The sequence below is a fragment of the Desulfovibrio sp. genome, from assembly GCF_035644575.1.
Lineage (GTDB): Bacteria > Desulfobacterota > Desulfovibrionia > Desulfovibrionales > Desulfovibrionaceae > Desulfovibrio.
Map to the genome: position 1 here is coordinate 16,776 of NZ_DASQOG010000095.1, position 24,894 is coordinate 41,669.

Annotated in this window: 20 protein-coding genes; 12 read left to right on the forward strand and 8 right to left on the reverse strand. The window is 57.9% G+C overall.

What is annotated here, in order from left to right; genetic code table 11:
* Complete coding sequence (locus VEZ52_RS05210) at positions 1-972, reverse strand: succinate dehydrogenase/fumarate reductase iron-sulfur subunit (protein WP_324835842.1); 972 nt, start codon at positions 970-972, stop codon at positions 1-3.
* Positions 972-2,816 (reverse strand): FAD-binding protein, encoded by a 1,845-nt coding sequence (locus VEZ52_RS05215; protein WP_324835843.1) that lies wholly within the window; start codon positions 2,814-2,816, stop codon positions 972-974. Before VEZ52_RS05215 ends, VEZ52_RS05210 begins: the two co-directional genes overlap by 1 nt.
* 299 nt (positions 2,817-3,115) lie before the next feature.
* Here VEZ52_RS05215 and VEZ52_RS05220 point away from each other — a divergent pair, with 299 nt between their 5' ends.
* Positions 3,116-5,008, forward strand: a complete 1,893-nt coding sequence (locus VEZ52_RS05220; RefSeq protein WP_324835844.1) for a sigma 54-interacting transcriptional regulator — start codon at positions 3,116-3,118, stop codon at positions 5,006-5,008.
* A gap of 59 nt (positions 5,009-5,067) precedes the next feature.
* On the opposite strand, the gene VEZ52_RS05225 is transcribed toward VEZ52_RS05220, so the two are convergent.
* The 3 genes from VEZ52_RS05225 to VEZ52_RS05235 form a co-directional block, all read right to left on the reverse strand.
* Entirely contained in the window at positions 5,068-6,675 is a 1,608-nt protein-coding gene (locus VEZ52_RS05225) for a GGDEF domain-containing protein (RefSeq protein ID WP_324835845.1), read from the reverse strand.
* 211 nt (positions 6,676-6,886) lie between these two features.
* Complete coding sequence (locus VEZ52_RS05230; protein WP_324835846.1) at positions 6,887-7,957, reverse strand: sulfite exporter TauE/SafE family protein; 1,071 nt, start codon at positions 7,955-7,957, stop codon at positions 6,887-6,889.
* A 134-nt stretch (positions 7,958-8,091) separates the two neighbouring features.
* Entirely contained in the window at positions 8,092-8,505 is a 414-nt protein-coding gene (locus VEZ52_RS05235; protein ID WP_324835847.1) for a hypothetical protein, read from the reverse strand.
* Positions 8,506-8,764: 259 nt separating this feature from the next.
* Here VEZ52_RS05235 and VEZ52_RS05240 point away from each other — a divergent pair, with 259 nt between their 5' ends.
* Both VEZ52_RS05240 and VEZ52_RS05245 read left to right on the forward strand, forming a co-directional pair.
* A complete protein-coding gene (locus VEZ52_RS05240) occupies positions 8,765-10,237 on the forward strand; it encodes a sensor histidine kinase (protein WP_324835848.1) in 1,473 nt (490 codons plus the stop codon).
* A complete protein-coding gene (locus VEZ52_RS05245; protein ID WP_324835849.1) occupies positions 10,234-11,802 on the forward strand; it encodes a sigma-54 dependent transcriptional regulator in 1,569 nt (522 codons plus the stop codon). The genes VEZ52_RS05240 and VEZ52_RS05245 overlap by 4 nt, the downstream gene beginning before the upstream one ends.
* Positions 11,803-11,860: 58 nt before the next feature.
* Here the strand turns inward: VEZ52_RS05245 and VEZ52_RS05250 are convergent, their stop codons facing one another.
* A complete protein-coding gene (locus VEZ52_RS05250) occupies positions 11,861-12,565 on the reverse strand; it encodes a Fe-only nitrogenase accessory AnfO family protein (protein ID WP_324835850.1) in 705 nt (234 codons plus the stop codon).
* Between the two features lie 552 nt (positions 12,566-13,117).
* On the opposite strand from VEZ52_RS05250, the gene nifH reads away from it, so the two are divergent.
* The 9 genes from nifH (at position 13,118) to VEZ52_RS05295 (ending at position 21,946) form a co-directional block, all read left to right on the forward strand.
* Positions 13,118-13,945 (forward strand): nitrogenase iron protein, encoded by an 828-nt coding sequence (gene nifH, locus VEZ52_RS05255; protein ID WP_215646824.1) that lies wholly within the window; start codon positions 13,118-13,120, stop codon positions 13,943-13,945.
* A 285-nt stretch (positions 13,946-14,230) separates the two neighbouring features.
* A complete protein-coding gene (locus tag VEZ52_RS05260; RefSeq protein WP_192113562.1) occupies positions 14,231-14,548 on the forward strand; it encodes a P-II family nitrogen regulator in 318 nt (105 codons plus the stop codon).
* A gap of 75 nt (positions 14,549-14,623) precedes the next feature.
* Complete coding sequence (locus tag VEZ52_RS05265) at positions 14,624-14,995, forward strand: P-II family nitrogen regulator (RefSeq protein ID WP_240823512.1); 372 nt, start codon at positions 14,624-14,626, stop codon at positions 14,993-14,995.
* A 144-nt stretch (positions 14,996-15,139) separates the two neighbouring features.
* Complete coding sequence (gene anfD / locus VEZ52_RS05270; protein ID WP_324835851.1) at positions 15,140-16,690, forward strand: nitrogenase iron-iron protein, alpha chain; 1,551 nt, start codon at positions 15,140-15,142, stop codon at positions 16,688-16,690.
* 42 nt (positions 16,691-16,732) lie between these two features.
* Positions 16,733-17,086 (forward strand): Fe-only nitrogenase subunit delta, encoded by a 354-nt coding sequence (gene anfG, locus VEZ52_RS05275; protein WP_324835852.1) that lies wholly within the window; start codon positions 16,733-16,735, stop codon positions 17,084-17,086.
* A gap of 173 nt (positions 17,087-17,259) precedes the next feature.
* A complete protein-coding gene (gene anfK / locus VEZ52_RS05280) occupies positions 17,260-18,648 on the forward strand; it encodes a Fe-only nitrogenase subunit beta (protein ID WP_324835853.1) in 1,389 nt (462 codons plus the stop codon).
* Positions 18,649-18,886: 238 nt separating this feature from the next.
* On the forward strand, positions 18,887-19,477 hold the full coding sequence (locus VEZ52_RS05285; RefSeq protein WP_324835854.1) for a gamma-glutamylcyclotransferase family protein: 591 nt from the start codon (positions 18,887-18,889) through the stop codon (positions 19,475-19,477).
* Positions 19,478-19,797: 320 nt separating this feature from the next.
* Entirely contained in the window at positions 19,798-20,265 is a 468-nt protein-coding gene (locus VEZ52_RS05290; RefSeq protein ID WP_324835855.1) for a pyridoxamine 5'-phosphate oxidase family protein, read from the forward strand.
* 106 nt (positions 20,266-20,371) lie between these two features.
* Entirely contained in the window at positions 20,372-21,946 is a 1,575-nt protein-coding gene (locus VEZ52_RS05295; RefSeq protein ID WP_324835857.1) for a sigma-54-dependent Fis family transcriptional regulator, read from the forward strand.
* A gap of 59 nt (positions 21,947-22,005) precedes the next feature.
* Here VEZ52_RS05295 and VEZ52_RS05300 read toward each other — a convergent pair whose 3' ends face one another.
* Together VEZ52_RS05300 and VEZ52_RS05305 are read right to left on the reverse strand one after the other, a co-directional pair.
* Positions 22,006-22,959, reverse strand: coding sequence for a glycosyltransferase family 2 protein (locus VEZ52_RS05300; RefSeq protein WP_324835858.1), 954 nt, complete (start codon positions 22,957-22,959; stop codon positions 22,006-22,008).
* Between the two features lie 37 nt (positions 22,960-22,996).
* A complete protein-coding gene (locus VEZ52_RS05305; protein WP_324835859.1) occupies positions 22,997-24,652 on the reverse strand; it encodes a DUF6056 family protein in 1,656 nt (551 codons plus the stop codon).
* Positions 24,653-24,894 lie beyond the last annotated feature (242 nt).

Sequence of the window (24,894 nt, forward strand, 5' to 3'; positions counted from 1 at the left end):
TTACTCCTTACCCTTGGCATCAGCTTTTGCCAGATCAAGAATGCGGACAAAATCGGCCTGCCCCTTGATGGGGTCGTTGCCCAAAAGATCTGTGGGGTGAACCTTGCCGCGCCGCAGCAGGTTGACGGCAAGGCCAACTCTGGTCATGGCGGTTACGCCTTCTGTACGCAGGGCCATTTTCATTTCGTTAAGGCGGCCCGTGTCGCGCATGTCTGTCAGGAAGGCTTCGGCATGCTCCGGCCCTTTGCCCTGGTTGAGTCCCCGGTTCACGGTGATATTGCGCATCATGCTTATGCCTTCCACCGGTTTGATATGCTTGGGGCATACGTTGGCGCATTCCTGACAATGCACGCATTTCCACAGGCCGATGTCAAAAGCTGGCTTGGCGTGAACCATGGGGTCTTTGCTGCGCGAATCCACCGCCATGCGGGCGGCGATGTTGAAGACAAAGGGCTCAAGATAGTCTGCCCGGTTGACGGAAAGTTTGTTGCAGGACGATGCGCAGCATCCGCAAAGAACGCAGTCCCACATGTCCGCGATTTTTTCCATGTCGCCAACGCTTTGCTTGCAGCCTTTTTCCTTGGAAAATTCTTTGCGGGCCATCAGCGAGGGGTGAACCTTGCGCAGATTTTCAAGCGCGGGCTCCCAATCCACCACCAGGTCTGAAATAACCTTGAAATTGGCAAGCGGCGCGATGGTAACCCTGTTGGTGGCATACAGCGCCAGCTGATCTTCCATGCTGGTGTCGCAGGCGATGATGGGCTGCCCGTTGAGCCTGACGCCGCAAGCGCCGCAAATGGCCATGCGGCACGCGGCGGTAAAGTTGAGGGTGGGGTCCAGATGCTCCTTGATAAAAATCAGGGTGCTGAGCACGGTTTTATTGTGCACGTCCGCGCGGGTCAGCGTGTACTCCTGCGGGAACCGTTTTTTTCCGTCAAAACGCTCAATAACTATGAATACTGCGTCGTTCATCAGTACTTACGCTCCTGAGGCTTGAATTTGGTGATGCTCACGTCGCGCCAGTCGAGCTTCATGCCGCCATCTGCCAGGGTAACGAGCGAGTGCTTGAGAAAGCGCTCGTCATCGCGCTTGGGAAAATCTGTGCGGCAGTGCGCTCCGCGTGATTCCTGCCGCGCCCTTGCGGCAAATGTCGCCGCCTTGGCGCAGGTGAGCAGATTGCCCAGCTCAACATACTGTGTGTAGAGCGTGTTGTAGCCTGGATTGGTGCAGGGTACGCTGGCGTCTTCGTAGGCTCTGGACAGGGAATCCAGCTCTTCGGTAGCCTGCCGCATCTTGTCTTCAGTGCGGAAGATGCCCATGTTGTCCCACATGACCTCGCCAAGGCGCTCGCGGATGGCAAAGATGTCCGTTTTGGCGGTGCGGGCCGTAACCTTGGCGTAGTGGTCTGTCCACTTGTCGCACAGTTCGAGCAGATTTTTGCCTTCGGCGGCAGGCGTGCTCCCCTTGGCGTAGGCGGCGGCCCCCTGCCCGGCCCAGTTGCCGGTGGCGGAGGCCTCAGCCAGCGAATTGCCGCCAAGGCGGTTGGCGCCGTGGATGGAAACATTGGACGCTTCTCCGGCGGCGTACAGCCCCGGCAGGGAGGTGTTCATCTGGCGGTAGTTCAGCACGTCAATGCCGCCCATGCAGTAGTGGGCCGTGGGCCTGATGATCATGGGTTCCTTGACGAGGTCGATACCTTCAAACAGTTTGCCGATGTGGCGGATCAGCGGCAGATCCTTGTCGATCTTGGCTTCGCCCAGGTGGCGCAGGTCAAGATAGACATAGGACTCCATGCCCTCGCCAAAGGCCCGGCCAGCGAGAATTTCCGATTCGATGGAGCGCGATACGATGTCGCGGGGGGCCAGCTCCATGCGGTCCTTGGCGTAGCGGGACATGAAGCGTTCGCCCAGGCGGTTGATCAGATAGCCGCCTTCGCCGCGCGCGGCTTCTGTAATGAGCACGCCGCCATGGACAACCCCTGTTGGGTGAAACTGCGTCATCTCGGGGTCTTTCATGGGAACCCCGGCGCGCAGGGCTGCCGCAGGTCCATCGCCTGTCGCCACATAGGGAGTGGACGAGCGGTTCCAGTACACCCGGCTGTAGCCGCCGCTGGCCATAATGACTGCCTTGGCCCGCACGGGCATGATTTCGCCTGTGCGGATATTGCGCAGCACAACGCCTTCCAGCGCGCCATTGCTTTTACCAATGTCGAGCAGCTGGTAATCCATGAGAAATTTGACCCCACGCGTAAGCGCCTCGGCAAACAGGGTCTGGATGACAATGTGGCCTGTCTTGTCGGCCGAATAAATACACCGGACCTTAGACGCGCCGCCCGCATAGCGCGCCTTGGGCGCGCCGGCATCATCGCGCGAAAAAGGCATGCCAAGGTAATCAAGGGCGTGGATGGTGCGGCCTGCTTCTTCGCAGAAATCCAGCACGGCGTCCTGATCCACAAGGTAGTCGCCGCCTTTGACAGTATCAAAGGCGTGCAGGTCGTAAGAGTCGCCTTTGCTGAAATCGATAACGCCATTGATGCCGCCCTCGGCCATTGCTGTGGCGCAGCGGGTGGGCATGGTCTTGGCCACCACGCAGATCCGGGCCTTGGGGTTGGCCTCCATGGCGGAAACCGCCGCGCGCAGGCCAGCGCCGCCAGAGCCGATGACAATGATGTCAAAATCCAGCATGGGTTTGTTGTTGGCGGCCCACAGGGAGGAACCAAACCCACCCAGGCCGAAGGTAAAGGTCAGGGCGCCTGCCGTGACCACCGAGGCCTTGATGAAGGTGCGTCGGTTCATGAACAGTTTTTTTTCTGACATTGTTTCCTCCAGATGCAATAAACAAAGAGGGAATTCACAGGTGCCCGCCTTTAACAAGTTTTGTGCCAAAAAGCGCAAGCGTGTGCGCACTGTGCAAACAATGAATCTGACTTGTCATAGTTTTTTAATAAAAACTGTTTGTTATGAATATTTTTGCGTCGGTGTGATCTATGCCGCTGCTCCAGCCCCGGTAGAGCAGTAAAAATGTTTCAGAAACGTTTCAGTAGTATTATTGAAACGTATTGAAACTTGCGTCTGCGCAACTTGCAGCCTATGCTCTGGAGCAGCAAGGAGTCCGCATGAACGCTTCCCCTGTGATCGGTCTGGTTTTTTCATCGCAACGCAATGTGGACACTGTTCGCAAGGTACTGGAGGGCAAGCCCTGTCGGCTTGTGGAGGCGGTTTTCGATCTTGAAGATGCCGTTGAGCCAGTGCGGCAGATCATTGAGGAGCAGGGGGTTGAGGTCATCTTGTCCCGCAGGGGGACGGCCTACATTCTGCGCCAGCTTTCCGTGCCGGTGGTGGCCCTGCCGGATACCACGGCCAATCAGCTGCGGGCGCTCAAAAAAGCTTCAACCATGGGCAGGCGTATTGGTATTACCCAGATACGCACCGGGGAGTGCAACCTGGCTCTGTGCGAGGAACTGCTGGGCTTTCAGCCCGAGATCATCCTGTACAGTGACAAGCGCAGCCTTGAAGAAGGCGTACTGCGTGCCCAGCAACGGGGGCTTGAAATCATTGTTGGCGGCGATATTACCCGCAGGGCAGCCCAAAAATGCGGCCTGCCCTTTGTGGATCTGCACGAGCAGCCCGAAATACCCGCCAGCTTTTTTGACAGCATCGTCAGCGTTGTGCAGACAAGGCGCAAGACGCTTAAGGAAAAGGAGCGCTACCGCAGCATTCTCGACGGGATTTCTGAAGGCATTCTGGCTGTGGACGAGCGCGGCGCCATTGAGGAAATCAATCCCCAGGCCTGCAGCATGCTCCAGGTCAATGCGCTCAACGTCATTGGCACGCCCGTCAGCAGCGTATTTCCCGCCTTGCCCCTTGCCAGCGCCCATGAACGGCACGAACCCCTGCACAATGTGACGGCGGCCAGCAAACAGCGCGAACAGCTCATCGTCAACACCATCCCCATCCGCGTGGGGAAAAAACCTGCCGGTGTGGTCTTCAGCATGCAGCCCGCCTCGCGCATCCTCCAGGCGGAGGAAAGAGTCCGGCAGGCGTATAATCGAGGGTTCCGGGCGCGCTACACCCTTGAGAATTTTTTGCACACCAGCAGCATCGTGGAATCGCTCATGGAGCAGGCCCGGCTGTACGCCGCTTCGGAAGCAGGCGTGTGCATTACTGGCGAAAGCGGCACGGGCAAGGAAATCCTGGCGCAGGGCATACACAATGCGTCCCCCCGCAGGCTCGGCCCCTTTGTGTCGCTGAACTGCGCGGCCATGCCCGAATCCCTGCTGGAAAGCGAACTTTTTGGCTACGCGGAAGGCGCGTTTACCGGTGGACGTAGAGGCGGGAAAATCGGTATTTTTGAGCTGGCGCAGGGTGGCACCCTGTTCTTGGACGAGGTGGGAACCATTTCGCCTTCGTTTCAGACGCGCTTGCTGCGCGTATTGCAGGAAAAAGAAATCATGCGTCTTGGCAGCAACGTGGTTGTTCCGGCTGATGTGCGCATCATTGCCGCCGCAAACAGCGACCTGTGGCAGGATGTTGCAGAAGGAAGATTGCGCGAAGATCTATATTATCGCCTGCATGTGCTGCCCTTGCACATTCCGCCGCTTCGGGAACGGAAGGAAGATATCCCCCTGCTTGCTGCGGCTTTTTTGCAGGAGTTTCACGCCCAGTATGAAGCAGAACAAAGGCCGTCCCTTCAGTTGCCCAAGACCTTTGTCCAGGCCTTGCAGTCCCTGCCCTGGCCGGGCAACGTGCGCCAACTGCGCACTGTGGCGGAACGGCTGACGGTCGTTTCACCACATGGCTATGATGCCGCCGTTGGAGAGCGCCTGCTTGAAGAACTGCGCCACCCCGGTTTGCCCCAAACCGCAAAGACCGTCATGGAGCGCAAGATCCTCACCCCTGAGAGCGTGCGCGAAGCCCTGCATAGCTGCGGCAATTCAAAGGTTCGGGCAGCGGCCCTGCTGGGCATCAGCCGCAGTACGTTGTGGCGTCTGTGCAAGGATATGAACTGAGGGGGTGCCGGGACTATTCCGGCGGAATGCTGCGGCCTCAGGCCTGCTGCAATGTGCTGCTACAGTACTTCATGCGAGGCCTTTGACACCCGCTTGGCCATGTAAAGTTCGCTGTCGGCCCGTTTGAGTGCATCTTCAACAGACTCGTTCGCGCAGTGCCATGTGGCATGCCCAATGCTGATGCCAATGCGCAGCATGAGGCCATCGAAGGAAATGGGCGATCCCACCTCCTCGCGTATGCGGTTTATGGTGCGCAGTATGTCTGGCGTGCCCCTGGTGTGGCCGAGCAGGGCCAGAAATTCATCGCCCCCCAGCCGCACCAGTACATCATCCTTGCGCAGACATCGCGTGAGGCGCTGCCCCAGAATGGTCAGCACGGCATCGCCCACATGGTGCCCGTGCGCATCGTTGATTGGTTTAAAGCCGTCCAGATCCATGTACAGCAGCTCAACCAGCCCCTGATTTTGCATCAGGCTGGGCATGGCCTCGTCAATGCGCGCAGCCAGACCGTGCCTGTTCAGCAGGCCTGTGAGGGCATCACGTTCAGCGGCATGCTGGATGCGGTTTCGGTCTCTTTCTGTGCGGGTGAGGTTTTCGACCAGGGTGGACAAGGATGCTGAAAGTACCTCGATTTCGCGTATGCCCCGGTTGCGCGGAATGGTGACGCGTTCGCCCCGGCTGAGCCTGTCGGCGGCTGCGGTAAGCGCCTTGAGGGGGGCAATGGTGCGCTGGGCGATGTATCCGGCAACCAGCGCGAACAGCACCGCCAGCAAGAGCCCCGCCACAAGAATGCGCGCCACAAGGCGACGCACGGGTTCGTAGGCGGCATCAAGCGATTGCCGCGCAACCACGCTCCACTGCAAGCCATCGTAGTCTTTGAATCCCGTGCAGTTTACAGCCGCAGTCAGATAGGAAAGCCCATCGGGCCATGTTTCCACTGCCCAGGCCGAAGTGGAGTGTTCAAGCGTTTGCAGCAGGGGCAGGGCCAGGGGCTTTTCAGTGTCGCCGCCCAGAATAACGCTGCCGTCTGCACCGAGAACCATGATCTTGGTGTTGGTATCCGAGCCTTCGCCCGAAAGTATGAATTCCTCCACCTCTCTGGCCCATGCCCAGCTCAGATGGGCTACCAGCACCCAGTCTTTCAGCTCGCCCTCGCCAATGGGCATGCTGATGTCCACAAATTTCATCGGGGCGTTTTCCGGGTGGGGCAGCAGTTGGGCAAGCAGGGTGGCCTTGCGCACGTCGCCCACAAAGAGGCCGTTTTTGCCCTGGCGGAAGATGGCGCAGATGGAAAGATCTGCTCCTTCCAGAACGCCATCGGTGGCTACCAGAACCTTGCCCTGGGGATTCATGAGGCCGATCCAGGCAAAAGCGGGCATGGTGTCCTGCAATCGGTTCACGGCGATAGATGCTTTTTTCATATCGCCGCCGATCAACCCCACAGTGTGGCGCAGAGTGCCCACCTCCTTGATCCAGAACCACATGGACTGATCAAGAGCCTTGGCAAGGGATTGCACGCGATTGGTCAGCAGCAGGCCGCGTTCGTAGCGGGCCTCGCTGCTGGCCTCGCGCCCTGTTATGGCCGCAAGAAAGCATGAAGACAGCAGGATAAGCAGCGTGAATGCCTCAATAAACTGCGTCTTGAGGCTGCGCGTGAATATGCGCATGGCTCCTCCTGCGAAGGGATGGCAGAAAAGCTGACAGGATATGATGGTGATTTTGAAAGCATACAGAAAATCAGGAAATAGGCAATGGGGCCAATTGTCCGCGCACTGCCGTTGACAGGAAAATAAAAGGGGGGTGCAGACGCAATGCACCCCCCTTTTGCTATAGGGTTTGAGGAGAAGATGTTATTGGGGTTTGTTTAAGAGAGATAGCTTAGGCCGCGCTGCTCAGCGCCGCTTCTTTGCGGTTGCGCTTTTGCCCGCGCCACATGCCGCCAAGGATCATGCCCGCGCCAACGAGCAATCCGGCGCACATGGTTATGAAGCTCACGACCTTGAGCAGATAGAGAATCCCCGGCCCCATCTGGATAAGCCCAAGCGCGCTGAGGTAACCCGGCAAGGCGACAATGCGGCTTGCGGCAACAATGAGCATGATGGCGGCCATGACGTACTTGATCATGATGGGCTTGACGTAGGTGGTGCCGATGGCCCCAAGCTGCACACCAAGCAGAGAGCCAGCCAGAATGATAAAGACGAGGCGGATGTCTATCATGCCGTGCATGGCCCAGTTGACCGAGCCGCACAGGCCCATGACAAAGGCAGTGACCAGTTCCGTGCCGGATGCAATGAGTCCGGGTACGCCGATCACATAGATAAGCCCCGGCACGCCCACAAATCCGCCCACGGCAATGGTGGCGGCCAGCATGCCAGTGGCGATGCCCACGGGCAGGGTAAACCACAGCGAAATACGCAAGCCGGATTTGGGAAAGGACATCATGGGAGGCAGGTTGATGGCCTGCAACTTTTGGGCAAGGGGCGGCGTGCTTTCGTCATCCTCCTTGCCGGAATGGCTGGAGTGCAGGGCATCCTTGAGAATGTAGCTGCCCACCACAACCAGCACCACCACAAAGGAAACGCTGACGTAGAGATCAGACCCGGCCTGGCCCCACTTTTCCAGAATAAAACGCTGAATGCGGATGCCAATCTGTACGCCTATGCCAGCTGTGGCGGCGATAACCATGCCCAGTTTTACATCCACCTGGCCGAAGCGGTAGCGCTTGATGGCGCCCACCATGGCCTTGGGGAACTTGTGGCACATGTTGCTGGCAACAGCCACGGCGCCTGGCACACCCAGGCCCATCATGCCCGGCGTGAGAATGAAGGCCCCGCCGGAACCGATAAAGCCGCTTACAAGCCCGCCCACAAATCCCACGGCCAGCAGAAAGGCCACAGAAACGGGCGTGAGTGTGATGAACTGGGACGGGTCAAGACTGAGCAGATCCATGTTACCTCCGGCTGGCGAATTGCCTGGGCGTACTGTTGTGTGCTGGCGTAAGGCCAAACATGCCGCCGCCATGCCGCCGATGAACAAAAAAATTGAGCCGGGCGGCGCGGCCCGGACTTGTGAGAAAAGGTCGGTTAGCCGTGGACCACGGCAGTGGTGTCCAGCCGGGGAGCAGGCGCGGCGCTCTGACGGGGCGCAGCCTTTGCGGTGGCTTGCGCGCTCTTCTTTTGCACGCCGGTAATGCCGCACAATTCCCAGAGCGCACCGGCAAAGTGACCGTGCACGTATGAGAGCAGCAGTACTGAGGCGATGGGCAGGGCTGTCCACAGGCCACCCTTTGCGCACAAGGCGGCAAAGGCATCGGCGTTGCTAAAAGCCAGCAGGTAAATGAGGATGCTGCCCGCGCCATAAAGCAGGGTCTGCTTCAGCGCGGTGCTTTCGCGCTTGCCGTTCAGAGTCCACAAATCGTCTGTCCAGCCGGATTGCCCGGCATCGGCATACGCCACAGCGGTAAACCAGTTTTCCATCGTTTTTTGCAGGGTGTTCATGTCGGCCTCCTGCGCTGGCCGTTACAACTATTGTGCCAAAAAGTTCAATCATTAACATGCTGGATTTACATGAGTTTATCCGTTTTGTTTCGTGCTGTGCGCTGTCCCCGGACTGTTTCATTCTGACATGCTCAAGTGGGCAAGGGCCGCAACTTGTTGCAAACCAAGGCTTGTCAGCTTTGTTTTATTTTTATACGCTGTTGCAAATTGAAACAGCGTCGGGCGCGGGTGTAACCTCTTGCGCCTGCGGGGGTGAGGCATGCTTCCGCATTTTTCCATCTGGCATACCATTCGCGGCAAGATTGCCGTGGGCACGGGCCTGTTTCTGGTCATGCTGCTGCTTTTGGGCGGCATTGCCTGTTATGATCTGGGGCGCATCGACAGGGCGGCCCGCCTGATCGATATGGTGGACGACCTGCGCAGCGATGTGCTCGAGATGCGCAGGTACGAAAAAAATCTGCAACTTTTTCCCGGCAGAAAGGGCGACCTGCTTGCCTTGCGCAGTTTTGTGGAACTGGCGCGGGAGCGGGCCACATCCGTGGGGCAGGATTATAACGCCGCCATGGGCCGCCGGGTGGGCGACGGCGCGCACCATAATCTCGACCTGCTGCTGGAAGGCATCGGCACCTATGAGGCCCTGCTGGAGGATCAGCCCACAGACGGCGCGGCGCTCACCGATCAGGGGCAGCGCCTGAGCGAGCTGGCTGATTCGGCGGTGCGCCGCATGCGTCAGGGCATTTTTACCGCCGTGGGGGATCTGCGCGCCCAGCTGCTGGGGGCCATTGCGGCCCTGCTGGCCTGCGGAGTGGCTTTTGCATGGCTTATCGGCAGGCACATCATGCGCGCCCTTGGGGCCATTGAAAGCGCCGCCCGCAGCGTTGGCGCGGGCATGCCCCTGCCGCCGCCCCCGCCGCAGCTTGAGGAAGAAGCGCGGCATGTCCTCCAGACGCTTGACGGCATGGCGGCGGAGCTGGAAAAGCGCCACGCCCTGCTGTTGCAGGAGAAAAAGCTGGCCTCTCTCGGCGTACTGACCTCCGGCGTAGCCCACCAGCTGAACAATCCCCTCAATAATATTTCCGTTGGCTGTCAGCTGCTCGGCGAGGATGTGAACGATGCCCGGCAGGGCCTGCGCCCCATGCCCACGGCGGAAGACGTGACGGCGCAGCTGGGTGAAATCCAGGCCGAGGTTGTTCGTGCCCGCGATATTGTGCGCGGCCTGCTGGATTTTGCGCGCGACCGGCCCTTTACCGTTGCCCTGCATGATCTTTCCGGCCTTGTGCGCAGGGCTGTTGGCCTTGTGCGGCACGACATGGGCGCAGCGGTGCAGATAACGGTGGACGTGCCTGAAGGACTGCAACTGCCCGTGGATGCCCAGCGCATGCAGGAAGTGCTTATCAACCTGCTGCTCAATGCGGCACAGGCCATGAACGGCAAGGGCGAAGTGCATATCACCGCCTCTGTGGACGAACCGGCGGGTATGGCGGAGCTGCGCGTGTGCGACTCTGGCAAGGGTATTGAACCCGAGAACCTTGGCCGGGTGTTTGATCCCTTTTTCAGCCTCAAGCCCGTGGGCGAGGGGACGGGCCTTGGGCTGTCCATAGCCTTTGGCATTGTGGGCAAGCACAATGGAACGCTCGAAGTGCAGAGCCAACCGGGGCAAGGGGCGTGTTTTACCGTGCGGCTACCCCTTGCGGAACGGCATGACGCAGACGGTTCAGGAGCAGAGGCATGACTACGGAACGGTTCCGGCTTTCGGAGCAATCACCCGCACAGGCAAAACCCGGCGAAGCCCGGCCCGGCAATCACGGGCTTGACGCCGCGCAACGGGCTGGCGGCGGTGGCCGGTTGCTGATCATTGACGATGAGCGCATGGCCCGCGCCAATCTTGCGCGCGCCCTGGAGCGCGGCGGACATGAATCGGCTCAGGCGGGCAGCGGCGAAGAAGGCCTGAAACTGCTGGCCGAGCAGGATTTTGACGTGGTCATCACTGATATCGCCATGGCGGGCATGAACGGTATGGAAGTGCTCAAGGCGGTACGCTCCAGCAAGCCGGATGTGGAAGTCATCATGGTCACGGGCTACCCCATGATTGAAAGCGCCGTGGAGGCCATGCGGCTGGGGGCTTTTCATTATCTGGCCAAGCCATACTCGTTGGAAGAAGCGCGCATGCTGGTGGCGCGGGCGCTGGAGAAGCGCCGCCTGCGACAGCAGGTCGCCCAGATGCGGGCCCAGCTTGAGGCAAGCGGCTCCGTGCCGGAAATGGTGGGCATGTCGCCAGCCATGTGCGGTCTGCGGCAGGCGCTCATGCGGCTGGCCCCCACGGATGTGGCCGTTCTGCTGCAAGGTGAAACAGGTACCGGCAAGGAGCTGGCTGCCCGCACCATGCACGCCCAGAGCCAGCGGGCGCGACGGCGTTTCTTGGCCATCAACTGCGGCGCGCTCTCGCCGGAATTGCTTGAAAGCGAACTTTTCGGGCATGAGCAGGGGGCCTTTTCCGGCGCGGTGCGGCGCAAGGAAGGTCTGTTTGAGGCTGCCAGTGGCGGCACGTTGTTTTTGGACGAGATGGGTGAAATGCCGCCGGGCATGCAGGTCAAGCTGCTGCGCGTCTTGCAGGAGCAAAACCTGCGCCGCGTGGGCGGTACGGTGGACATACCCGTGGACGTGCGCATTATCGCCGCCACCAACCGCAACCTCAAGGAAGAGGTGGAGGCAGGGCGCTTCCGGCGTGATCTGTACTACCGCGTAGCCGTGGTAACGCAGGAATTGCCGCCCCTGCGCAGCAGGACAGAGGACATCCCCCTGCTGGCGCGGTTTTTTCTTGCGCGGTTGGCGGAGCAGGGCGGGGCCGTGCCGCTGGAGATTGAAGATGACGCCCTTGATGCCCTGCGGCAGTATCCCTTCCCCGGCAACGTGCGTGAACTGGCCAATATTCTTGAGCGGGCGGCGGTGTTTTGCCCGCCGGGCGGCAGCATAGGGCTGGCGCATCTGCCCCCGGAAGTTTCCGAGGTTGCAGCCCGCCTGTCCGTCCGCAATCCCGGTTCTTCTATCGTCGCCGTCCGGCAGGAGGATGCCGCCGCTGCAACCCCGGTTTGCCCCCAGGCAACAACGCCATGTGCACCGGTGCCAGCCGCGCCAGCACCAGGCGCAGCGACCCCCCTTGTTCCGCTGGCCGAAATGGAAAAGCAGCACATCCTGCACGCCCTTGAACTGGCGGGCGACAACCGTACTCTGGCCGCCGACATGCTGGGCATCAGTCGGTCATCCCTGTGGCGGAAGCTGCGGGAGTACGGCGTATAAGGTACTTCAGCCCCATCCTGGGGCATGCACGCGCAACAGGCATGGTTCCAGCCGGACGTTAGCCGCACGAACAGCCTGTGCCGTCAAACCACTTTTGCCCGAGCAGGGCATCGGCATTGCGGTCAACAGGTTGGCGCACCGTCACCAGCATGAGACCTGATTCCAGCTCTTCCTTTTCAATTTCCAGTCCCGTCACCAGCGCAAAGCTGGGCAGCCAGCGCGGTTCGTGATCGCACTTGATCTGCAACTGTTTAAAAGGCGTGGTTTCAACAAATACCAGGATGGATTCTCTGGCTGTGAACAGGGGGTCAGTGATCTTGGCCTCGCACATGTCCAGAAAAAAGCGCCCCGGTGCTATTTCTCGCGGTCTGCTGGAGGGCAGCATACCGCACTGCGGGCGGGTCGCCTGCTGCACCGCTGCCAACACTCCCTTGCGTACTCCCTCCAGAGCCTCTGCCTCAAACCTGTCCATCATACAGATGTAAAATCCCAGCTTGTCCAGCACGCCGTAGGGCGCGCCGTGGTCTTCCGCGCCAATCACAATGCGGCAGTCCCCCAGATTGGCGGCAAGCGCGTGCATCTGCTCGCGCAGTTCGGTCAGGCCTGCGCCGCTGGTCAGGCTGAAGCTGTGCCTCTTGTCTTCGCTCCAGTCGTGTTCGCCCCGCACGTACACCGCCACTGCGCTGGCCGCAGTGGGCGCTGCCAGTGCGCCTAGATCATCGTGAAAAACCGCAATCCGCGAACCGTCGAGTAAACCTTGCATACGCTCTCCGTGTGTTGTGGCAGGGCCTCAAAGCAGTCCGGCCTTTCATGGGGGCGTTTGCAATATCCATGCGCTTGGAAATAGTTATAAGTAATATGTTGAAATAATAACACTATTGTTGTGAGCGCCCGTGTGCGTGCTATGCCTGCCCTCAATGCTGGGCAGGTACGTTCCACCTGCGTACAGAGTTATGACTCGATAACAAAGCGGGAGTGATTGCTGATTGTATATAAAGTTAAATAAATTAGCATTTTATAATTTTGGTAGTTTGTTTTGGGTCGCGAAATTGTTTGAAAAGGTGATTTTTTAACACGCTGTAATCACAGGTATATTTATAAAATGTACCAAAATGTTCAAAAAAACAGTGCTTTGTACGCTTGCGTACGCATGCTCTAAATCGTGACAAAGTGTAATTTATGTAACTATTTGTTTAAAAATAATAAATTAAAAAATTCTCTCAATGGCACAGCCGATGCACAAGGGGGGCATACACGATGCCAGAGACGCCTTGTCCCTGGTCAAAACAGCCGGAAGACGGCGGGAGAATGCGTTATGCCTCGCAAGATAGCCATTTACGGAAAGGGCGGCATCGGCAAGTCCACCACAACCCAGAACACGGCTGCGGCCATGGCCCATTTTCACGGGAAGAAAATTTTCATCCATGGCTGCGACCCCAAGGCCGACTCCACCCGTCTGATTCTGGGCGGCAAGCCGCAGGAGTCGCTCATGGACACCCTGCGTGCCGTGGGTGCGGAAAAAGTGACTCTGGACAAGGTGGTGAAGAAGGGTTTTCACGACATCCTCTGCGTGGAATCTGGCGGGCCCGAACCGGGCGTGGGCTGTGCTGGCCGAGGCGTGATCACGGCCATCGACCTCATGGAAAATCAGGGCGCGTACACTGACGATCTTGATTTCGTGTTCTTTGATGTGCTCGGCGACGTGGTGTGCGGCGGTTTTGCCATGCCCATCCGCGACGGCAAGGCTCAGGAGGTCTACATAGTGGCCTCCGGCGAAATGATGGCCATTTACGCCGCCAACAACATCTGCAAGGGCCTGCTCAAGTACGCCAAGCAGAGCGGCGTGCGCCTTGGCGGCATTATCTGCAATAGCCGCAACGTGGACCGCGAAAGGGAATTTCTTGAAGAATTCACCGCCTCCATCGGCACGCAGATGATCCACTTTGTACCCCGCGACAACATCGTGCAAAAGGCCGAATTCAACAAAAAAACCGTGACCGAATACGACGACAGCCAGAATCAGGCCAAGGAATACAGCGAGCTGGCTGAAAAGATCATCAACAATCAGAACTTTGTTATTCCTCAGCCGCTGTCGATGGATCAGTTGGAGGCGATGGTCGTCAAGTATGGCATTGCCGACTAGTGCCAAAAGCGTCTTTTGCCCCCTAGACTGCGTCAAATGCTCGTTTCAGTCCAGGGCTGTACCACAAAAGTACTATCCCTGGCCTGAACCGAGCATTTTCCTTGCCAGGAAACAAAATACGCTTTTGGCAGGCGGGAATGCCCAGCGCGGCCTGAAGCCTGCAACAGGCACTTTCCCTGCCAGGAACCAAAATACGCTTTTGGCAGGTTGGAATGCCCAACGCGGCTAGCGACCTGACACAGCACATGTGAAGAGACAGTTTCAACAACTCAAAAGGAGCCGCCAATGAAAATGGTACGAGCCATCGTTCGTCCAGAGAGCACCGAAAACGTGGTGGAAGGGCTTGCCGCATCGGGTTTTGTGGCCCTGACAAAAATTCAGGCCTTTGGGCGCGGCAAGCAGAAAGGGCTGGACAGCGGCAGCGTTCACTACGACGAGCTGCCCAAGAATCTGCTCATGATGGTGGTGGAGGACGAGCACGTGGATCAGGTGCTCCAACTTGTGCAGAGCTATGCCAACACTGGAAATTTTGGTGACGGCAAGGTTTTTGTGTCGCCGGTGGAGCGGGTGCTGACCATCCGCACCGGGCAGGAAGGCATCTAGCGCAACCATCGTTGCTTTTGTGCCGCCAGAGGCGCTTTTGCACAGCATTGAGGCAATACAGTTCAGGAGCTCGCCATGAAGGAGATTATCGCCATCATCCGTCCCAACAAGGTGACGGCCACAAAAAAAGCCCTGGACCGCATGGGTTTTCCGGGCATGAGCGTCATTCCCGTATTCGGGCGGGGCAAACAGAAGGGCATCGCCGAAGAGGTTTCCGTGGAGATAAGCCCCATTGTGCGCGGCATGGGGAGCTACAAAGGCATGATGTACGTCCCCAAACGGCTGCTTTCCATTGTGGTTCCAGCCAACATGCTGGACAGGGTCGTGAATACCATCATCAAAATCAACCAGACGGGCGGCATCGGCGATGGCAAGATTATTGTGTGCCCGGTTGAGCAGGCCCTGCGGGTGCGTACCGGCGAAATGGGAACAGCGGCCATACTCTAGAGCATGTAACGCTTGAAATGTCCGCTTACGGCAGGCAAAGCCTGCGTGCGTGCATTTCGCGGCAAGGATTTTCAGAAAAATCCGTGCAGAGCAGTTACCTCATTTCATTCGTAAACGGCTCTAGGCCGCGTAAAGGATACTGATATGCCATACCATCTTTTTAAATGCAGCGAATGCATCCCCGAGCGGGAAAAGCACGCCGTGGTCAAGGGCGAAAGCGATGACCTCTCCACCTGTCTGCCACTTGGATACCTGAACACGATCCCCGGCAGTATTTCCGAGCGCGGTTGCGCCTTTTGCGGAGCCAAGCACGTGATCGGCACGCCCATGAAGGATGTGATCCACCTGAGCCACGGCCCCGTAGGCTGTACCTACGATACATGGCAGACCAAGCGCTACATCAGCGACGACGGCAACTTTCAGCTCAAGTACACCTTTGCCTCGGACATGAAGGAAAAGCACGTGGTCTTTGGCGCGGAAGACCAGTTGCGCAACAGCATCAAGGAGGCCTTCAGGGCTTTTCCGCACATCAAGCGCATGACCATCTACCAGACCTGTGCTTCGGCCCTCATCGGCGACGACATCAACGCCCTGGCCCAGGAGATCATGGAAGAAATGCCCGAAGTGGACATCTTTGTGTGCAACTCGCCCGGTTTTGCTGGCCCCAGCCAGTCCGGCGGGCACCACAAGATCAACATCGCCTGGATCAACCAGAAGGTGGGCACGGTCGAGCCTGAAATCAAGAGCCGCTACGTTATCAACTACGTGGGCGACTATAACATTCAGGGCGATGTGGAAATCATGTGTGACTACTTTCGGCGCATGGGCATTCAGGTGCTTTCGGTCTTTACCGGCAACGGCAAGTACGACGACCTGCGTGCCATGCACAAGGCCCAGCTCAACGTGCTTGAGTGCGCCCGCTCGGCAGAATACATCTGCAACGAGCTGCGTGTGCGCTATGGCACGCCGCGCCTTGATATTGACGGTTTCGGCCACGAGATGGTGAGCGAATCCCTGCTCAAGATCGGCCTGTTTTTCGGGCTGGAAAAGGAAGCCCAGGCCATCATTGACGAAGAAACCGCCCGCTGGCAGCCTGAGCTTGACTGGTACGCCAAGCGCCTCAAGGGCGTGAAGGTCTGCCTGTGGCCCGGCGGCTCCAAACTGTGGCACTGGGCGCACATTATTGAAAAGGAAATGGGCCTGGATGTGGTTTCCATCTACTCCAAGTTCGGCCATCAGGGTGACTTTGAAAAGGGCATTGCCCGCGCCAAGGTGGGCACCCTTGCCATTGACGACCCCAATGAGCTTGAAGGCCTGGAGGCCATGGAAGACTGGAAGGCCGACATCATCTTTACCGGCAAGCGGCCCGGCGAAGTGGCAAAAAAGGTGCTGGTGCCTTACCTCAACGCCCACGCCTACCACAACGGCCCCTGGAAGGGCTTTGAAGGCTGGGTGCGCTTTGCCCGCGACATTTACAATGCCGTGTACTCACCCATCCACCAATTGGCAAAAATCGACATTACCAAGGACGAGTATCCGCTGGATCAGGGTTTCATGACCCAGGAAATGGTCTGCGGGCGGGACATCAAGGACGAAGCGGGCGAGCGGGAATACTCCGGCGGCTACGATTGCGTGACCCACCTGCGCGGCAAGGAATATCCGCCCTACCCCGAACCGCTTTCACTGGCAGTGTAGCCCTGCGGCCAGCCACCAGACCTACCATTGCGGAGGAGCAGCATGAGTGCCGGAACCCTTAGCGAAAATGTTGAAGTCGTCATCGACTATATCATGAAAAAATGCCTCTGGCAGTTCCATTCCCGCGCATGGGACAGGGAACGGCAGAACGAAGGCATAATGACCCAGACCATGCAGATACTCTGCGGCGAGGAACCCGACATCGAATCGCCGGAAAACCGCTGCTACTGGGTGGACGCCGTCATGATGGCCCGTGGCCTAACGAGCGAGAATCCTTGGCTTGTCAGCATGGGCAAGGATGACATCCGCGAGCTTATGGCTGCAGCCAAAACCCGGCTGGATTTTCTGACCATCCACGGTTCGCTGAATCTGGAGCTGACGGATCCCAAATATTAGGTTTGTCGTGCCCGTGTCCGGCAGGTCTCTTCTGCCGTCGGACACGGGCAAAACAGGGTGATCCCTTGAAAACATGCGGCCTGGCCTGAAAGGCATGTTCCTGTCAGGAGCCGAAGACTGCTTTTCACAACAGCCAAGCGCCGGGCCAGCCCGGCCTCACATAAGGAACTGCCATGTCTTGCGAAATTATGGAAAAGGAAAGGGCAGGGGTCATCAATCCCATATTCACCTGTCAGCCCTGCGGCGCGCAGTACGCGAGCATTGGCATCAAGGACTGCATCGCCATCGTTCATGGCGGCCAGGGTTGCGTCATGTTTGTGCGCTTGCTGTTTTCGCAGCACTTCAAGGACAATTTTGAAATCGCTTCGTCCTCGGTGCATGAAGACGGCGCGGTATTTGGCGCAACCAACCGCGTGGAAGAAGCTGTGGACGTGCTGCTGATGCGCTATCCCGAAGTGAAGGTGGTGCCCATCATTTCCACCTGCTCTACCGAGGTTATCGGCGACGATATCGACGGCGTGGTGACCAAGCTCAACAACGGCCTGCTCAAGGAAAAGTACGCAGGGCGCGAGGTGCACCTTATCGCCATCCACACTCCCAGTTTTGTGGGCAGCATGATCAGCGGCTATGATGTGGCCGTGCGTGACATCATCACCCACTTTGCGGAAAAGGGCGAACCTAACGGCAAGCTCAACCTTGTTACCGGCTGGGTAAACCCCGGCGACGTCAAGGAACTCAAGCACCTGCTCAAGCTCATGGGCGTGGACGCCAACGTGCTGTTTGAAATTGAGAGTTTTGATTCGCCGCTCTTGCCGGACGGCACGGGCAAGTCGCACGGCAGCACCACCATTGCCGACCTCAAGGATACCGCCAATGCTCTGGGCACCATTGCCCTCAACAGGTACGAGGGCGGCAAGGCAGCGGAATATCTGCACAAGGAATTTGATATTCCCACAATTATCGGCCCTTCGCCCATTGGCATCCGCAATACGGATATTTTCCTCAAGCAGGTTTCGCAGCTCACGGGCAAGCCCCTCACCAAGGAGCTGGTGCACGAACGCGGCATTGCCCTGGACGCCATCACCGATGTGGCCCACATGTTTCTGGCAGACAAAAAAGTGGCTATCTACGGCAATCCCGATCTGGTCATCGGCCTTGCCCAGTTCTGTATTGACCTTGAAATGAAGCCCCAGCTCTTGCTGCTTGGCGATGACAACTCCCGCTACGCCAATGATCCGCGCCTCAAGGAAATGGTGGAAAAGGTCAACTGGAAGATGGAAGTGGTCACCAACGCTGACTTGTGGGATCTGGACGGCCGCCTGAAGCGCAAGGAACTTGAGCTGGATCTGATTCTTGGTCATTCCAAGGGGCGTTGGGCAGCCATGGACAACAACATTCCCATGCTGCGCGTGGGCTTTCCCACCTACGACCGCGCGGGCCTGTACCGTTATCCGGTCATGGGTTACGCCGGGGCCATGTGGCTGGCTGAAAACATGGCGAACACTCTGTTTACCGACATGGAATACAAGAAGAACAAGGAATGGATTCTCAACGTCTGGTAGCGGCCCGCGCGCCAGAATATCTGGCAAGTTGTTTCCGGCGGCGTCAGGCGGGCCTTTTTATTCCGGTCGGGTACCAGAAGAGTGCACTCCCTGCATAAAAAGGCCCGCCTTCCTCGTCGAAAATAAAAATCCGCACCGGGCCGCATCGGGCCATATCGGGCTGCAACGGGGTTACGGCAGGGCATTGCGCATGTTGCCAGCCAGCCAACGCTCCCGTTTTTTGTAAAAGGTATGCATCATGGATATCACCACGGGCTTTGAGCAGTACGGGCGCAAGGACAGGCAGTATTATTTTGCCTATGGCTCCAACATGAATCCGCAGCAGATTGCTGAGCGCTGCTCTGCCGCTCGCGTGGTGTGCGCGGCCTGCCTGCCGGGGTACAGACTGGCTTTTTATGGCCGCAATCGCGTGTGGGACGGAGGGCAGGAAACCGTGGTGCAGACGCCGGGGCCAGACAAGAAGCAGGAGGTGTGGGGCGTGCTGTACGAGCTGTCGTTCGGCGACGCTGCAAGCCTTGACTTGTGGTGTAACGTGCGACTGGACGGCGGCGGGGCGTACTTTCATTACCCTGTGCTGGTAGTGGATGCGGCAGGCCGTGAGCACACGGCCGTGTTGTACAAAAAAGATGTGTTGGGGCAAGCCGTGCCGCCAAGCCGCGAGTATCTGGCCCACATTCTTGCTGGCGCAAGGGCCAACGGTCTGCCCGGCGCGTACATGAACCATCTTGAAAATTTGCAGAACGCGCCCGCGCGGTATCCTGTGCCCAAGCGGGATACCCTACTCAGGGGCGTGCTGCGTGAGTCTACCTGCGCAGAGTGCGCCGGATAGGGCCCCGGGTGGGCCGGTTTCTGTCCGGCGCGCCCTCACACCAGTACACCAGTTATGCCGCAAGGTATTATGCCTGTGTTATGCCGCAAGCGTGTCTGAAAGATAAAAATACGCTAAGGAATATATAAAAATTGCATGGTAATTTTACTTTGAAATAACTCTGACCTGACGTAAAAGGATTTTTCTGGGAGCATATCCGCAAAAAGTGCTTTCCGAACTGTCCGGTTTTTAAGGTCAGATATTTTGTCGATAAAGACTGCGGACATGCAGGATTTTGCGCTCGCACCGCGCTCTCTGTATCTGTTTACCCTGGAGGAATCATGCAGCTACGTATGAAAGAACACCCGTTGACCACTGAACAGATGGATTCCCTGCTGGATGCTGTTCAGGTCGGGCACCTTGCCACGCTGGGAGAAAATGGTTTCCCTTACGTTACTCCTGTGCACTTTGTGCGCATGAACGGCCGCATTTACTTTCATGGTTTGGCGGCAGGGCAGAAGCTGAAAAATCTGCGCGCTGATTCCAGGGTCTGTTTTGAAGTTGAAGGCCCACACTCGTTTATTCAGGCCGACACGCCCTGCGACACCAATACCGCCTACCAGAGTGTGATTATTACAGGCAATGCCGCCGTGGTTGAAGACCGCGACGTAAAGATCGCCGCGCTTGATGTCGTTGTGGCCAAGCATACGCCCCAGCACGCGGGCACGGCTTACCCGGAAAACATGTTGAAGATGACGGCGGTGGTTGAAATCACCATTCATGAAATCACCGGGAAATACTATGCGTGATTCGGCGCGTGGGGTAGATTGGAATTAGGGATTTTTGCCCGGCGCGTAGCCGGGCTGTCCCTGCCGGCGCAGCCGGTGCAGACTCTGAACAATGGTCTGGTTCACCATGAATTCCCCAGCCGTAGACCTGTTGCACGAATGCGAGGCTGATCCCTGCCGTGGCAGGATTATCGCACTCTTGCTCCACGTGGGCAGGTTGCTTTCTGAACAAAACGATATCGTGGCCGCTCTGGACAGCCTGCTGGATTACATGCGCCGCGAGATGGGCATGGCGCGGGGCATGATAAGTCTGCTGCACCGTGAATCCGGCCACGTATTCGTTTATCGCAGCATGGGCATCACCCCCTCGGAGCAGGACAGGGGCGTGTATCACGTGGGCGAGGGCATAACCGGCAAGGTGGTGGAAAGCGCCGAGCCTATCATCGTGCGCAACATAGGCAGCGAACCTGCTTTTCTGAACCGCACTGGCAGCCTTGCCCTTGAGCGCGACAAGGATATGTCCTTCATCTGCGTACCCATCCGGCATGGGCGCAAGGTGCTGGGCGCCATCAGCGCCAGCCGCCTGTACCGCACGGAGTCAGCCCTTCAGCAGCATGTGAATGTGCTCAGCGTCATGGCCCAGATGCTGGCCCATGCTGTGGAGCTGTATCTTGTTGAAAACATCGACAAGGTCGAGTGGGAAAAACGCACCCGTTTGTTGCTCAGCGATCTAAAAGAGCGGTTCCATCCATCAAATATGATTGGCATTTCGCGTCCCATGCAGGATGTGTACGATCTGATCCGCAAGGTTTCCGCCACGCGCACCACGGTGCTGTTGCTCGGCGAAAGCGGCGTGGGCAAGGAAATGGTCGCCAATGCGCTGCACTACGGCGGGCTTGCGTCGGGCGGGCCATTCGTCAAGTGCAACTGCGCGGCCCTGCCGGAAAGCATTGTGGAAAGCGAACTTTTCGGCCACGAAAAAGGGTCGTTCACCGGCGCGGTTTTTCGCAAGGGACGATTTGAAGAGGCCGATGGCGGCACTATTTTTCTGGACGAGGTGGGTGAGCTGCCCCTTGGCGTACAGGCCAAATTGCTGCGCCTGTTGCAGGAGCGCTGCTTTGAGCGCGTGGGCGGCAACCGCAGCATTGCCGTAAATATACGCATAGTCGCGGCCACCAACAGGAATCTTGCCGAAATGGTGGCGGCGGGGACGTTCAGGGAAGACCTGTTTTACAGGTTCAACGTGTTTCCCATCATGATTCCGCCACTGCGCGAGCGGGGCGACGATGTGGTGGCGCTGGCCGAGCACTTTGCGGCCCACTATGCCAGAGAAACGGAAAAAAGCCTGACGGGCATTTCACCTGCGGCCCTGAATCTGCTTATGCGCCACACCTGGCCGGGCAACGTGCGCGAGCTTGAAAATGTTATCCACAGGGCGGTGATTCTGGCTGAGGGCAGTTTGCTGCACGTCTATGATCTGCCGCTTGCCCTGCAACAGACAGAAACCCCGCAAGCAGCACAACCCACAGGTATGGAGGCCCGGCTGGCCTCCATAGAATACGATATGCTGGTGGAGACCCTGCGTCGTTGTCGCGGCAACACCAGCAAGGCCGCAGAAAACCTCGGTCTGACGCGCCGCAGCATGGGGCTGCGCATGAAGAAATTCAACCTGACGTACAAGCAGTTTCGCGCCGACGGCTAGGCAGCTCCCTCAAAATTTTTGCTGGAGGGCCGCACGTAGTATTCCTGTGCAACTTACGCTTACAGCTTTTTGGCAATGATGTAGCGAGGTCTGTGGCGCACTTCGGTAAAGACTTTGGCAAGGTATTCCCCCACCAGCGCCATGCAGAAAAGTTGCACGGAGCCCAGCAGCAAGACCACAATAATCAGTGACGTCCAGCCCTGAATGGTTTCGCCCATGGCGTATTTGAGCAGGGAAACGCCGCTGAAGGCCAGCGCCGCCAGCATGCAGAGCATGCTCATAAGGCCAGCAATGCGCAGGGGCGCAACGCTGCATGCCGTAATGCCCTTCCAGGCAAAAGACACCATCTTCCAGAAAGGATACTTGCTTTCACCGGCCATGCGGCACTGGCGCACGTAGAAGACCTGCGCGCTTTTAAAGCCGAGAGCCGGAAAGATTCCGCGCAGAAAGAGTGAATGCTCATGAATTTCGTTCAGCGCTTCCAGCACGGGGCGGGCCACAAGGCGGTAGTCGGCATGGTCGGGGATCAACGGCACCTTGAGCCAGCGCATGAATCCGTAAAACATGTGCGCAGTACGCCGTTTGAAAGGCGTATCTGTGCTGCGGTCGTTACGCACGCCATAGACGATGTCGTTGCCTTCTGTATAGCGGTCGATCATTTCAGGGATGGCGGCGATGTCGTCCTGTAAATCGGCATCAAGGCTGATGATGCAGTCCACGCCCATATCGCGCGCGGTGACCATGCCCGCCCATACGGCGTTCTGGTGGCCTGCATTGGCGGCAAAGCTTGCAGCCCGGCAAAAGGGGTCGATCGCGTGCCGTTCTTCAAGCAGTTCCCAAGTGCGGTCACGGCTGCCATCGTTCACATAGAGGGCAAAACTCTCCGCATGCACACGGCCCTGTTTTTTGAGGTCGGCCAACAACTCGGCCAGGGCATTCAGAGTGCGGGGCAGGGTTTCCTCTTCATTATAGCAGGGTACAACCAGTGCCAACAATGGGGCGGTGCGGGACAAGGCTTATTCCTCCATGCGGAGAGTACGTTGGATGCGATCAGTTTTGCAAATGAGGCGCACTTGCTCTGCGCCACACAAGGGGCGCGCCAAGCTGTTCTACAGCGATATAGGCGATGTCGTCCACAGATTTGATTCCGGGAATAAACAACGCTGCCTTGCCATCGTCCGTAACAGTGGCGGAGGCGGGGAAATACCGCAGAGCAGCTGTTCTGGCTGAAACAATTCCCTCGTCAGGGCTTTCAAACAAGGCCCTTGCCGCCTGTTGCAACAGGCTTGCCGTGGTGGCGGTGCGTATCCTGGCTGCCACATGAACTTTGCCCTGGGGCAGGTTGTCAAAAAAAGCAATGTTGCATGCCACGAGCGTTCGGGCATCGGGCGCTTCAAAGACGCGTAACGTGCGCGACTCGTTCCACGGCACTAGATTGCGCCAATCCGTTGAGAAAAGGCTTACTTCGCGGATATCGTAACCTGGAAAGAAATACTTGTCTGTTTCCGGGTAGTCTAGGCTGCGCAAGGTGCTATTGTTATGCGTGGCGATGACTGGCTGCGCCATAAGAAAAACGCGGGCTTCTATCAGCACGCTTGAGAGCAGCAGGGCGCAGAATATGACAAAAAGAGCCTTGGCCTTGATGCTTGATGGGTTCAGAGCTGCAAGCAGAGAAAAAGGGCAGAGCGCAGTGAAAAAGAATGTGGCGCTCATGGCCCTATAGGGTGTTGAGGGGCTGGCAATAAAGGCTGCCAGGCTGGCCTGGGCCATGAGAAAGAAAATTACTGAAGGGATCCACACGGCAGGCTTTAAAAGCCCCCGGCGTCGCAACAGCCATGCAAGGGCCAGAGATGCAAGGAAATAGGGCAGCATTTCAAGCTGTTGCGTGCTCCAGAATTCCAAAAAGCGCAAAAAGGCAGGCAGGGACAGCAGGGGGATTTTTCCCGCGCCGCCAACTGCTGCGAGGCGCACGGCATTGCCCGGCGCGGCCATCATCATGCCCCAGCCAAAGGCTGCCCCGGCAATACCCGAGAGTGCCCACGCAGGCACGTTGCGAGATGCGCGCCAGCGGAACAGCGTCACGCCCAGAGCTGCAAGCAGAACCAACATGCCGACATTCTCGTTGCTCCAGCCTGCAAGAATACCCACAAGCGCATAAAGCAGGCCGCCCGGCATACGGAAGTCTGCTTTGTCGGCCCAGATGCGGTACGGCACCAAAAAAAGAACGCCCCACACGAGGCTGTAGCCGTAATCACCCGTGCCGGTGCGCCAGAAAAAAACAGTTCCAAATGCGGGCAGGGCAATCCACACAAGCCCGGCCATGACGGCGAGGTGCCAGGCGCTCAGGCGTTCGCGCCACTGTGCGCCCACAGCCAGCAGCGAGCCGCTGGCAACGAGCAGCAGAAACATGGCCGGAGTGAGTAGGGGGTGCAGCCATGCTGGCCCGCGCAACAGCACGCGGGACATGAAATGCCCGACAAATTTCCCGCTCCATTCGCGGTATTCGAGCACTTGCATGTCCCACAGGCTGGTGCAGCCAGGATAAATGCTCGAAAAGGCATAATCATCGCTGACCCACGGTGTCATGGCGCAGAACCATGACATGATGCCCATGATGAGCAGACTTGTGAAAATAAAGCGATTGCGACGTAAACGAGTGGATTTTTGAACCGTCTGTGCGGCGGAATTTAATTCAGTGTGTTGCATTTCGTAAAAGTCCTGGCCCATGCTGTCAGGGAAAAGGGCTGAAAGCCCGAGATGCGTTTCCGTAGCTGGTATCTATTAGTAAATATCTTTCAATGTCAATGTGTTTATCTTCAGTGCCAAAGGCGTGGGCTGCTGACATCGGGGAGTAGGCAGTTGTTCTAATGTTTTAACAGGTATTGTCGTTAAGAAGCAATACTGGTAGAAATTAACGTGAAAATGTCTGTCAGCCTTCAGCCCTGCCC